This is a genomic window from Geothrix mesophila (assembly GCF_022808835.1).
Classification (GTDB): domain Bacteria; phylum Acidobacteriota; class Holophagae; order Holophagales; family Holophagaceae; genus Geothrix; species Geothrix paludis.
Genome location: NZ_JAKZLD010000002.1, coordinates 89,703 through 102,283 on the forward strand (window position 1 = coordinate 89,703; position 12,581 = coordinate 102,283).

General features: G+C 65.3%; 8 protein-coding genes. 6 read left to right on the plus strand and 2 right to left on the minus strand.

The annotated features are described in order from the left end of the window. The first annotated feature begins 6 nt into the window (after positions 1-6). The 6 genes from MLG87_RS07830 (at position 7) to MLG87_RS07855 (ending at position 10,871) form a co-directional block, all read left to right on the plus strand. Positions 7-657 (plus strand): hypothetical protein, encoded by a 651-nt coding sequence (locus MLG87_RS07830; protein WP_243294643.1) that lies wholly within the window; start codon positions 7-9, stop codon positions 655-657. Between the two features lie 85 nt (positions 658-742). Continuing rightward, positions 743-3,460, plus strand: a complete 2,718-nt coding sequence (locus MLG87_RS07835; RefSeq protein WP_243294644.1) for an OmcA/MtrC family decaheme c-type cytochrome — start codon at positions 743-745, stop codon at positions 3,458-3,460. A 169-nt stretch (positions 3,461-3,629) separates the two neighbouring features. Beyond that, positions 3,630-4,037, plus strand: a complete 408-nt coding sequence (locus MLG87_RS07840) for a ComEA family DNA-binding protein (protein ID WP_243294645.1) — start codon at positions 3,630-3,632, stop codon at positions 4,035-4,037. Positions 4,038-4,362: 325 nt separating this feature from the next. Then, the gene (locus MLG87_RS07845; RefSeq protein WP_243294646.1) at positions 4,363-7,038 is read left to right on the plus strand and encodes an OmcA/MtrC family decaheme c-type cytochrome; all 2,676 of its coding nucleotides are present in this window, start codon (positions 4,363-4,365) and stop codon (positions 7,036-7,038) included. Positions 7,039-7,530: 492 nt separating this feature from the next. Next, positions 7,531-10,155, plus strand: a complete 2,625-nt coding sequence (locus MLG87_RS07850) for an OmcA/MtrC family decaheme c-type cytochrome (RefSeq protein ID WP_243294647.1) — start codon at positions 7,531-7,533, stop codon at positions 10,153-10,155. Positions 10,156-10,388: 233 nt separating this feature from the next. Then, positions 10,389-10,871, plus strand: a complete 483-nt coding sequence (locus tag MLG87_RS07855) for an RrF2 family transcriptional regulator (protein ID WP_243294648.1) — start codon at positions 10,389-10,391, stop codon at positions 10,869-10,871. A 31-nt stretch (positions 10,872-10,902) separates the two neighbouring features. On the opposite strand, the gene MLG87_RS07860 is transcribed toward MLG87_RS07855, so the two are convergent. Further along, positions 10,903-11,448 carry an RrF2 family transcriptional regulator gene (locus MLG87_RS07860; protein ID WP_243294649.1) on the minus strand — a complete coding sequence of 182 codons (546 nt, stop codon included), beginning with the start codon at positions 11,446-11,448 and terminating at the stop codon, positions 10,903-10,905. A 139-nt stretch (positions 11,449-11,587) separates the two neighbouring features. After that, positions 11,588-12,580 (minus strand): dihydroorotate dehydrogenase-like protein, encoded by a 993-nt coding sequence (locus MLG87_RS07865; RefSeq protein ID WP_243294650.1) that lies wholly within the window; start codon positions 12,578-12,580, stop codon positions 11,588-11,590. Between the last annotated feature and the right edge of the window lies 1 nt (position 12,581).

Genomic DNA, 12,581 nt, shown 5'->3' on the forward strand with positions numbered 1-12,581 from the left:
AACACCATGAGCCGAATGAAACTGATGGCCGGAAGCTGCTTCGCGCTGGCCCTCGCGCTCCTCGCCTGGGGCTGCGCCGGGACCGCGGGCAAGGCCGCTCCGTTCAATCCCACCACCGGGCAGCACCCTGCGAACTGGATCCAGGTCCACTACGCGGAATACGTGAAGGCCCCGGACCAGTGCCGGAGCTGCCACGGATCGACCTCCGATCCCGCCCAGGCCGGCGGCATCTCGAAGGTCAGCTGCTTCAGCTGCCACACCAGCGTGAACCACCCCGCCGGCTGGGCCGATCCCAGCCAGCACGGCCGCCTCGGCGCCCAGGCGGCGCCGGCCGTGACCCAGATGGTCAGCGGCGCGGTGGTCGACGGCGCAGGCTTCGCCTACTGCACCAAGTGCCACGGCCCCAACTACACCGATGGCCCCGCCGTGTCCTGCAAATCCTGCCACACCAAGGCGCCCCACCCCGACGCCCCCTGGCGTGGTCCCACGTTTGTTTCGCCCAGCCATGTCAACACGAACAGCGGGAATGCCCCGGCGTGCGCCCAGTGCCATGCCAACGGCGCCAACTCCTCGCTGAAGCCCGTGACCCCGGCGCCCGCCGGCACCGCGCCCGGCTGCTTCAACAACACCCTGTGCCACGGCACGAGCTTCCAGTAAGGAGGTGCCTATCCAGCCAAGCCGACAGACACCTTCACCCACCGCCCACCCAACCGCAGTTTGACTCCCCTAAGGAGAATGCAGCATGCAACACCGACCTTTGAAACAGCTCTGCGGCCTGATCGCCACCGCAGCCGTCGCCCTGGTGCTGATCGGCTGTAACGGCAAGACGGGCCCCGCCGGTGCGAACGGCACCAACGGCACCAACGGCACCAATGGCACCAATGGCACCAATGGCACCAACGCCGTCATCACCGTGAACGCCGCCCAGCTCACCCCCGACCAGTGGGGCCAGCTGTCCCTCAACGGCAGCGTCACCAGCGTGACCATGGGCGCCAAGCCCGTCGTCAACTTCACCGTCACCGACGGCAAGGGCACCCCTGTCAGCGGCCTCGGCTTCACCAGCAAGTCCTCCAGTGCCCTAGCCCCCAGCTACACCAACTTCGCCTTCACCGTGGCGAAGCTCGTGCCCGGCGCCAGCGGCAGCCCCAGCAAGTGGGTGAGCTACGTCGTCACCACGATGCCGACCATCGACACCAAGACCGGCAACACCATCGCCTCCGTGCCCAGCACCCCGAGTACCGACAACACCGGCACACTGGTGGATCACGGCGATGGGTCCTACACCTACACCTTCTACCGCGACATCACCGCGGCCCAGGCGTTCCTGAACAACTACACCTACGACGCCACGAAGAACCAGGTCCGTGACGACCTCGGCGACGTGACCTACAACGCGAACCTGGTCCATCGCATCGCCATCCAGATCGGTGGCAACGCCCGCGGCACCAGCACCAACACGCCCGACGGCTCCAACAGCGGCATCACCGGCGTGCCCATCCTGACTCCGGCGAACATCACCTACGATTTCGTGCCCGCCACTGGCGCGGCCGCCGCGACCACGGATACGCGCAACATCGTGGATATGGCTTCCTGCAACAAGTGCCACACCCGCTTTGAGGTGCATGGCGGCAACCGCATCGATCCCCGTTACTGCGTGGTCTGCCACAACGACCAGCGCAAGTACGGCTTCAAGGAAGCTGCCACCACTGCCACCGGCTATGATCCCAACGACGTGGCCGCCACGTCTTCGACTGGCACCAAGACCTATGGTCAGCGCAAGATCAACGGTCTGGCCGTGGGCGACTTCCCCGCCTTCATCCACCGCCTCCACATGGGCGAGGAACTCTCCAAGACGGGCTACCTCTACGCGGGCGTCCCCTTCAACGAGACCACCTACCCCCAGGACCTGCGGAACTGCTCCACCTGCCACACCGCGTCCATCGCCGCCACCCCCCAGGGTGATGCGTGGAACACCAACCCGAACCGCATGGCCTGCGGCGCCTGCCACGACGCCATCGACTGGAACACCGGCGCCAACCACGGCGGCGGCGCCCAGACCAGCGACCTGCAGTGCAGCGGCTGCCACGGCTCCGCTGGCATCAAGCTCAACCACATCCCCGTGTCGCCCAAGAACGACAGCTTTGCCACCGGCGCCTACACCAATGGTTCCTACCTGGCCGGCGACCGCAACAACCTGCCTCCGGGCGCCATCAAGATCGACTACGACCTGAAGAGTGTCACCCTCAACGCCACCCGTAATCCGGTGTTCACCTTCAAGTTCAAGCAGACCCTCAACGGCACGACCTCGGACGTGGTCTTCAACACCTACGCGGCCGGCACGGTCACCGAGATGATGAACAACTTCGTGGGCAGCCCCAGCGTCTACATGGCCTTCGCCGTGCCCCAGGACGGCATCACTGCTCCCGCCGACGTGAACGCCACGGCTTCCGCCTACATCAAGAAGGTCTGGAACGGCACCGCCACCGGCACCGGCGTCGGCACCCTGACCGGCCCTGACGCCAGCGGCTACTACACGCTGACCATGACTGGTGTGGTGATTCCCGCCAATGCCACGCTGCTGCGCGGCGGCCTCGGCTACACCTACAACAAGAACAGCCAGCCCCTGACCCAGACGAACGTTCCCAATCTGGGCACCACCAGCTTCGCCTACGATCCCGTCACGATGCTGGGCGGCCTGAGCGTTCCCGCTCCCAACAAGTTCATGACCGTCAGTGGTTCCACGGCCCGTCGCAACATCGTGGATTCCGCCAAGTGCAATGACTGCCACAAGACCCTGGGCGTCTTCACCGCCTCCGCCTACCACGCGGGCGAGCGCAACAACGCCGAGTCCTGCCACTTCTGCCACAACCCCAACCAGACCAGCAGCGCCTGGAGCGCGAATGCCAGCACCTTCCTCCACGGCATTCACGGCGGCAGCAAGCGCACCGTGCCCTTCACCTGGCATGCCCCGTCCCCGACGGACACCTTCGCCAACGTGACCTACCCGGCGATCCTCAACAACTGCGAAGCCTGCCACGTTCCGGGTTCCTACGACTTCAGCAACAGCACCAACGCTGCGGCCATCCCGAACATGCTCTTCAGCACCGTCGCCAAGGGCACCTACAACACGGATCCCACCACCAACCCCACGGGCTACTTCTCCATCTCGCCCTACGTGGATGGCACCGGTGCGACCAACTACGGCACGGGCCCGAGCTACAGCGCTGCCACTGGCACGCTGACCCAGGACGTCGCCGGGACCAACCTCGTGATCTCCCCGATCACGGCGGCTTGCGCCTCCTGCCACGATTCCTCGGCGGCTGTCGCCCACTTCAAGGGCAACGGTGGCTCCTTCTACGACACCCGCGCCACCGCCCTGCTGAAGGTCGAGCAGTGCATGGTCTGCCACGGCTCCGGCCGCACGGCCGACATCAAGGCCGTCCACATGACCTTCAAGTGATGTCCCCCGCCGGGATGGGGCTCCGGCCCCATCCCGGCGACCTTTGAGCACCACCGAAAGGACCCGGACGCTTCTCGCTCCGGGTCCTTTCCCATTTCCCGCCCTCATGGCCGATTGACATGGCCGCCATCGCGGCTGGAGAATTCGGCCTCCGGTTCACGAGGTCCCCATGAAGCACCCTCTTCTGAAGCTGACCCTGGCCGCCATGGCCCTCCTCTCTCCCGCCCTTCAGGCTCGGGCCCAGGAGGAGACCGACCCGCCGCGAAAGGTCGAATCCAAGAGCGCCAAGGTCGCCAGGGAAGCCAAGACCAAGACCAATGCGGCCAAGGTCAAGGCCCGGGCCAAGGCCAAGGCCGAAGCCGAAGCAAAGGCCATCGACATCAACAGCGCCACCAAGGACCAGCTGAAGACCCTTCCTGGCATCACGGACGCCTATGCCGACAAGATCATCGCGGGCCGTCCCTACCTCTCCAAGGCCTTCCTGGTGACGAAGAACGTCCTGCCGAACGACCTCTTCCAGACCCTTCGGAGGCGCATCGTGGCCCGGCAGCCCGGGGTGAAACCCCAGACCCGCTAGACCCAGGTCTCACCGCCAGACCAGCCCCCGGGGAGGACCCGGGGGCTTTTTCGTGCCCGGACCTCCAGGCCCGATTCATTGTCACGGGCCGTGTGACAGAGGTCACAAGGTCGGTTGACTCTATAAAATACCGGAGGATCCTCATTGACGAAATCCTGATGGAGTAGCTGCTCAGGAGGTGTGTGCTCCTCATGCCACAGACCACCGGCCATGCACTGATCGTCGTCCTCCCCCACCCGGAGGATGGCGGGCGCTACCTGGCCCGCTGAGCGCTTCCGGCACCTCGTCCCATCCACGCATCCGATTCACTCAAGGAGGATGAACCATGCAACACCGGCCCTTGAAACACCTTTGTGGCGCCATCGCGGCCACCACCCTGCTCCTGGCGCTGATCGCCTGTGACGGCAAGACCGGTCCGGCCGGAGCGAACGGCGCCAACGGCATCAACGGCACCAATGGCACCAACGGCACCAATGGCACCAACGGCACCAACGCCGTCATCACGGTGAACGCCGCGCAGCTCACCAGTGACCAGTGGGCGAAGCTATCTCTCAAGGGATCCATCAATAGCGTCACCATGGGCGGCGCACCTGTCGTGACCTTCACGATTACGGATGGCACGGGCACTCCGGTGAGCGGCCTGGCCGTCAAGAACGCGAGCGGGAACTACCCCAACTTCGGCTTCAGCATCGCCAAGCTGATCCCCGCCGCGGCGGCCACGGGAACCCCCAGCCGCTGGGTGAACTACGTCGTCACGGAGACCCCCGCCGCCGGACAGACGGCCGTGCCCCACTTCGCGGAGCATGAGAACGACGGAACGCTGAAGGACAACCTCGACGGCACCTACACCTACACCTTCGCCCTGGACATCACCAAGGTCAAAGGCTACGTGGATGCGGCCACGGTCTACGATGCCACCCACCTCAAGGCTGACCTGGACGACCTGACCTACGATCCGACCCTCACCCACCGGCTGATCATCACGGCGGGCGGGAATCAGCCCGGCACCACGATCCAGACGCTGGATTCCGCCAACCTGGCCTACGACTTCATCCCCTCCACGGGCAAGGCCGTCACCGCCACGGATCCCCAGCGGGTGATCGCCGACCAGGCGGCCTGCAACAGCTGCCATACCAAGCTGTCCTTCCACGCCAACTACTTCCCGCCCATCCATGACGTCCTGCTGTGCGTGGTCTGCCACACCGAGCAGCACAAGTACGGCGCCACCGAATCCCTGCCCGCCACGGGCAACGTCCTTGTCCCCGGCGCCTACGGCATCTTCACCGCGCGGCTCCAGGATCGCGCGTTGCCCAACTTCCCCAACATGATTCACAAGATCCACACGGGTGAGCTCCTCACCTACCAGGGCTACAACCAGTTCGGCACCCAGTACAACGAAGTGACCTACCCGCAGGACCTGCGGAACTGCACCAAGTGCCACAGCGCTTCCGCGGCTCCCCAGGGCGGCAACTGGGCCACCACCCCCAGCCGCCTGGCCTGCGGCGCCTGCCATGACGCCATCATCTGGGCCACCGGTGCCAACCATGCCGGCGGCGCCCAGATGAACGACCAGAACTGCGCCGGCTGCCACGGGGCCTCGCAGATGCAGGTCATCCACACTCCGCTGGTGGCCCCCAACAGCAACTGGGGCCCCGGAACCCACACCAACGGGTCGTACGTCGCGGACTACAAGGGCATCCTGCCGGCCGGCGCACACCAGATCACCTACGACCTGAAGAGCGTCACCCTGAACACCAGCGCCCAGCCGGTCTTCACCTTCCGGTTCCTCAAGGACGGCGCCCCGGTGGCATTCAACACCTACGCCGCCGGCGTCACCACGGAGCTCATGGACGGGTACGTGGGCAGCCCCAGTCTCTACCTGGCTTACGGTCTGCCGCAGGATGGCATCGCCGCTCCGGCCGACTGGAACGCCACCACGAGTGCCTATCTGAAGAACATCTGGAACGGGACCCAGGCCACCAACACTTCTGGATCCTCGAGCGCCGGGACCTTGACCGGACCTGATGCGGACGGTTACTACACCGCCACCCTCACCGGCGTGATGATTCCCGCCACCGCCACGCAGATCACGGGAGGCATCGGCTACGTCTACAGCTACGGCACCCAGCCCCTGACCCAGATTGACCTGCCGGATGCCATCTTCGCCTACGATCCGGTCACGACCAAGGGCGGCCTGAGCGTTCCGGCGCCCAACGTCACGAAGCTGGTCAGCGGGACCTTGCCCACCGGCTTCGCGGCCCAGAAGGCCCGCCGCTCCATCGTCTCCAACCAGAAGTGCAACGACTGCCACGCCTATCTGGGCGTGTTCACCGAGAAGGTCTATCACGCCGGCGAGCGCAACGACGCGCCGACCTGCACCTTCTGCCACAACGTGAACCGTGTGAACAGCGGCTGGGGCGTGAACATCAAGGATGCCGTCCACGCCATCCACGCGGCCGACAAGCGGGTCAACAAGTTCTCCTGGGAAGTCTCCGCGGGCGACTACTACTGGGAGGTCACCTACCCGGCCATCCTGAACAACTGCGAGGCTTGCCACGTGGCCGGCTCGTACGACTTCAGCAACAGCACCAACGCCGCCGCGCTGCCGAATCTCCTCTGGACCACCGTGGCCACCGGCACCACGCCCGCGACGATCAACTACGTCAAGGGTGACGGCACCGACGTCCTTCCGGGCACCTACTATTCGCCCTTCGTGACCGCGGCGACCACCTACGGCTCCGGCTACGCGTTCAATGTCAACGCCGGCAACACGGGCGCGAACTACACCAACGCGGCGTCCACGACGCTGGTGAGCTCGCCGATCACCGCGGCCTGCTCCAGCTGCCACGATTCCGCGGCGGAGATCGCCCACTTCCGGGGCAACGGCGGGGCCTTCTATGAACCCCGCGCCACGGCGCTCCTCAAGGTCGAGCAGTGCATGGTCTGTCACGGCCCCGGCCGCACGGCGGACATCAAGGCTGTCCACATGACGTTCAAGTGACATGAGGGGCCAGGGCCTCGGCTCTGGTCCGCCGCTCCACCCCTTCCGGGACCCGGCGCCTTCAGGCTTCGGGTCCCGGTTTTCATCTGGTCGACCGGAAAAACCGCGCGCCTGAGTCTCAGCGGAGAGTTGGAAAATCTGCTGCCGTGGAGGTCCTCTATGCATCTTATTGCTACATAGGAAGAGATCTATCGTTTTGATGTCCACCATTTGATTTTCCAAACAGGGATTCGGTGGTGACTCGAGTCACAAGGGCGGTTGACTCATTAAATTACCGTTAGATCATCATTGACGAATCCCTGACGGAACATTCCTACCGGGAGGTGTGTGGTGTCCATGTCACAGGCCATCGCCCGTGCGAGGCGCGCCCTTCCCGGAAGGCGTTCTCCAGTGCTCGTGCTCGCAGGAGGCGACGACTGCGCTGATACGACGGAATCCCTTTCCAACCCCTACCCCACAACGCAGCTCGACTCCCTGAAAGGAGCATGAAGCATGCAACAGAGACCTCTGAAACAGCTCTGCGGAGCCCTCGTGACGGCCGCGGCGCTTCTGACGCTGATCGCCTGCGACGGCAAGACCGGTTCTGCCGGCGCGAACGGCCTCAACGGCACGAACGGCACCAACGGCACGAACGGAACCAATGGCACCAACGGCACCAATGCCGTTCCGCTTGTCGATGTCGCCAAGCTGTCCCCTGAGCAATGGGCCGCCCTCAAGCCGGTGGGCCAGATCACCGGTGTCACCATGGGCGCCGCTCCGGTGGTGAACTTCAAGCTCACGGACGCCGCCGGCACGCCCATCGTGGGCCTCGGCGCCGTCACGTCGAAGAGCACCGTCCCCGATCGGAGTGGCAACCTCGCCACGCTGACCGGCTATCCCAACCTGGCCTTCGCCGTCGCGAAGCTGGTGCCCGAGGACGCCGCCACGAAGGCTCCCAGCAAGTGGGTCAGCTACATCGTGACCTCCGTGCCGGTCATCAAGGCCTCCACCGGCGCCGCGATCGCGGCCGGCCCCACCACGCCAACCACCGACAACACCGGCACGCTGGTGGACAACGGCGACGGCACCTACAAGTACACCTTCTACCGTGACATCACCAAGACGCAGGCTGCTCTGGACGCGGCGACCTACACCGCTCCCAGCGTCAAGGCCGATCTGGGCGACGTGACCTATGCGCCCACGCTCGTCCATCGCATCACCCTGCAGTTCTCGGGCAACGCCCCCGGCACCGGCAGCAACACGCCTGATGGCGTCACGCTCACTCCGGGTGTCGCGTTGGAGAACCCCATCAACGTGATCTATGACTTCGTGCCTTCCACCGGCGCCGCTGTGGCGGCCGGCACGGACATCCGCGATGTCGTCTCCATCAACCGCTGCAACGAGTGCCATGGCAAGCTGGCCTTCCATGGCGGCGGCCGCGTCGAAGCCCGCTACTGCGTGGTCTGCCACACGGACCAGCGCAAGTTCGGCCGCGCTGAAGCCACCACCACGGCCACCGGCTACAGCGGCAGCACCTACAAGATCAACGGCAAGGCCGCTGGCGACTTCCCCACGATGGTGCACCAGATCCACATGGGCAAGGAGCTGACCAAGACCGGCTACAACTACGCGAACGTGCTCTACAACAACATCGGCTACTCCATCCTCGATGGCGGCCAGAAGATGTGCCTGAAGTGCCACTCGGCCGTGCCCCAGTCCACGAACTGGAACACCAAGCCGACCCGGCTGGCCTGCGGCTCCTGCCACGACCAGGTGGACTTCGCCACCGGTGTGAACCACATGCCCGGGACCAACGTCCCCCTGACCGACGACCAGGCCTGCACCATCTGCCACACGTCCGACGCGATCACGACCTATCACATGGCCAACAACGTGACGCCCAACAACCCGAGCATCCCCGCCGGGCTCAAGAACGTCACCTACGAGATCAAGTCCGCCGCGGCCACCGACACGACCGCGACCGTGGTCTTCAAGGTCAAGGTCGACGGCGCCAACGCGACCTTCCTGGCCCCCGCGGCCGGCATGGCCAACCCCCTGGATGGCTTCACGGGCTCCCCCAGCTTCCTGCTGGCCTACGCGCTGCCCCAGGACGGCGTGGCCGCCCCCGCCGACTACAACAACATCGGCAGCGGCACCTCCAACTTCCAGCCCATCAGCGTCTCCATCGCCAACCTGCTGGACCCCAACTACGCCGCCACCCGCGGAACCCTCTCCGGGCCCGACGCGGACGGCTACTACACCGCCAACCTGGTGGGCACGAAGATCTTCCCCGTCGGGGCGAAGATGCGTTCCGTGTCCCTGCAGGGCTACTTCACCCAGATCATTTCCGCGGGTAACGTGGCCCGCCACGCCATTTCGGTCATCAAGACCGTGACCGGCGACACGGCCCGCCGCACCGTCATCGATTCCGCCAAGTGCGCCAAGTGCCACGAGTGGTTCGAAGGCCACGGCGGCAACCGCGTCTACGAAGTCCAGGTTTGCGTGCAGTGCCACGTGCCCGGCCTGACCACCAGCGGTCGCGGCATCTCCGATACCGCCCTGAACGCCTATACGTTCTCCACTTCCGACCAGGCCATCCTCACCGCCTGGCAGTTCGACAAGACCCTGCCGAACGCCGCCCTGGCGTTCCCGCAGGTCACCAACAACTTCAAGGACATGATCCACGGCCTGCACGCCGGGAAGGATCGCAACGACTCCATCAAGATCGCCCGCGATCGGACGCCGTCCGCGATCAACCTCATCGACGGGGCGAACATCGGCTTCCCCGGCATCCTGAACAATTGCCAGAGCTGCCATACCCCCACCGGCTACAGCGGCGTGCCCGCCAATGCCCTGGCCTCCCGCCAGGAAGCGGACAACGGCGTGTTCCTCAATGGCACCAACCGCACGCCGGCGGATGCCAAGGCCGCGCTGACCACCAACAACGCCAATGACCTGGTGACCACGCCCTTCACGGCCGCCTGCGTCAGTTGCCACGACAGCACCATTTCCAAGGCCCACATGAACCAGCAGGGCGGGCAGGTCCTGGTGCTCCGCAGCGGCCTCAACCTGGCCGGGGAATCCTGCGGCACCTGCCACGGGGCCGGCGCCACCTTCGATCCCGCCAAGGTGCACTAGACAGCCACCACAGCCTGGAAGGGACGGGATTCCCGTCCCTTCCACCACCTTCTTCGACCCGGAACCTGTCCAGGATCCGGGTCGAATTCTTACGAAGGGGCTGGGGCGGGTCTGTGTTTTTTTACAATCTACATCCAGATGGTGACGAAGATCACAAGGGTGGTTGACTCGTTAGATTACCGACGGATCCTCATTGATGAGGCCTCAAGACAACCCTCTCCATGGAGGTGCGTGTGCTCCCCTTGTCACAGACCACCGGTTACGCGCTGCGCGCCATGCGATGCCTCCAGGAACCCGGTGGACAACCGGTCCTGGTGGAATCCGTGGCGGACTACACCGGCATCCCGAGATCCTACCTTTCGAAGCTGGTCCACAAGCTGGCCAAGAAGGGCCTGGTGACCGCCCGCCGCGGCCATCACGGCGGGGTCGTCCTGGCCAAGCCCTCGACGGAGATCACGCTGGAGGACCTCTCCGAGGCCATCGACGGCGTGGCCTGGCGCAAGCGCTGCCTGATGGGACTGGCCGGGTGCACAGAGGAGACGCCCTGCGTGCTCCATGAGTACTGGAAGCAGACCCTGCAGGAGATCCTGGTGCGCCTGCGCTCCGTCACCCTGGCGGACATGGCCCGTCATCAGGATCCGGGCGTGGAGCGCTTCCGCGCCGACCATGGCTTCCTGGCCACGACCGAGGCGGCACGGAATCACGCTCCGGTCTGAAGATCCGGAGCGGATGATCCGGGGCGGGGGATCAGGCCTTCTTCGCGGTGGCCTTCGCAGCCGCGGGCTTCCGGGCCGGCGCCTTCGCCCCGGTCGGCTTGGCGGCCTTCTTGGGCTTGGGCTTGAGCTTCTTCTCGGGGAGCGCATCCGCCAGGCGCCAGGTGCGGCTCTGCTGCTCGAAGGCGCGGATCTCCTCCAGGGAGATGTCCTTCAGGCAGCGATGGATGTGGTCGCGCTCGGACTTCCAGAAGGTGTGGGCGGGGCATGCCCGCTCGTCGCTGCATTCCTTGAAGCCCAGCAGGCACTGGTTCCGCCACTCGGAGCCGTCCACCGCCTCGGCGATGAGGTCCAGGGTGATCTCCTTGGCGGCCAGGGCCAGCACCACGCCGCCCTTGTTGCCGCGCTTGGCCAGCACCAGGCCCACCTTCGCGAGCTTGTGGATCATCTTGGAGAGGTAGGGCCGGGGGAAGCCCGTGCGGGCCGCCACGTCCACCACCAGCGTGGGCTTGCCACCGGGATCCTCGAGGCAGCTCATGGCCAGGACTGCGTAACCGGAGGACTGGGACAGTGGGAGCATGGTCACCTACGCAAGATGGAAGATGATTCGATCAAGAATGATAGACGATATTCAGGTCAATCACATCCAAAGAGTATGATTTCTTTCACAATGGCCAAGGCCCCCGGTTCTCCGGGGGCCTTGTGGGTAAAAGAAGGCATTAGGCCTTCCAACCATTGAGAATTCGCATGTAGTTCGCGCGGGTGAAGGCCTGGGTGCTGGGGCACTTCTGGAGGCTCATGCTGCCCCGGGCCTGGGCCAGGGATTCGTATTCGTGTTCGTCCAGCCATTCGTCCAGGGCGGCGCGGGACTGGGCCAGCCGCTCGGGACCGTGGATGAGCAGGGCGGAGACCATCTGCACCGCGTCCGCGCCCGCCATGACAGCCTTGAGGGCGCCGATGCCATCGTGGACACCGCCGGTGACCGCGAGGCTGCCCTTCACATGGCTGCGCAGCACGGCCAGCCAGCGAAGCCGCAGAAGCAGCTCCTCGGGGCTGGACAGCTGGAGGTTCGGTTCCGCGGTCAGCTCCTCCACATTGATGTCGGGCTGGAAGAAGCGGTTGAAGAGCACCAGTCCGTCGGCCCCCGCGGCCTCCAGCTCGCCGGCGAAGTGGGCCAGGGAGGAGAAGAACGGCGAGAGCTTCACGGCCACGGGGATCTTCACCTGGGACTTCACGACGCGGATCACGTCGAGGGTGCGCTTCTCCACGGCGGCGGCGGATTCCTTGGGATCCGTGGCCAGGTAGTAGACGTTCAGCTCCAGGGCGTCGGCGCCGGCCTGTTCCATGAGCTTGCTGTAGTGCAGCCAGCCCGCGGAGGTGGTGCCGTTCAGGGACGCGATGACCGGGACCGAGACCGCCGCCTTGATGCGGTGGATCTGCTCGAGGTACTTCTCGGGCCCCAGGCGGAAGTCGTCGGGCTGCGGGAAGTAGGACAGGGCCTCAGCGCTGGAGTGCGAGCTGAGCTGCATGTCCATGATGGTGCCCTCTTCCTCGCGGGTGATCTGCTCCTCGAAGAGCGAGTGCATCACGATGGCGGAGGCACCGGCATCTTCGAGGCGCTTGACCATGCCCATGTCGTCGACCATGGGCGAGGCGCCCGCCATCAACGGATGGGCCAGCTTGAGGCCGAGGTAGGTGGTGGAGAGGTTCATG

What these genes read in the sequence shown, in the direction of transcription:
- MLG87_RS07860 (WP_243294649.1), bottom strand. Translation starts at nt 11,448, where the DNA reads ATGCTCCCACTGTCCCAGTCCTCCGGTTACGCAGTCCTGGCCATGAGC.
- MLG87_RS07830 (WP_243294643.1), top strand. Translation starts at nt 7, where the DNA reads ATGAGCCGAATGAAACTGATGGCCGGAAGCTGCTTCGCGCTGGCCCTC.
- MLG87_RS07845 (WP_243294646.1), top strand. Translation starts at nt 4,363, where the DNA reads ATGCAACACCGGCCCTTGAAACACCTTTGTGGCGCCATCGCGGCCACC.
- MLG87_RS07865 (WP_243294650.1), bottom strand. Translation starts at nt 12,580, where the DNA reads ATGAACCTCTCCACCACCTACCTCGGCCTCAAGCTGGCCCATCCGTTG.
- MLG87_RS07850 (WP_243294647.1), top strand. Translation starts at nt 7,531, where the DNA reads ATGCAACAGAGACCTCTGAAACAGCTCTGCGGAGCCCTCGTGACGGCC.
- MLG87_RS07840 (WP_243294645.1), top strand. Translation starts at nt 3,630, where the DNA reads ATGAAGCACCCTCTTCTGAAGCTGACCCTGGCCGCCATGGCCCTCCTC.
- MLG87_RS07835 (WP_243294644.1), top strand. Translation starts at nt 743, where the DNA reads ATGCAACACCGACCTTTGAAACAGCTCTGCGGCCTGATCGCCACCGCA.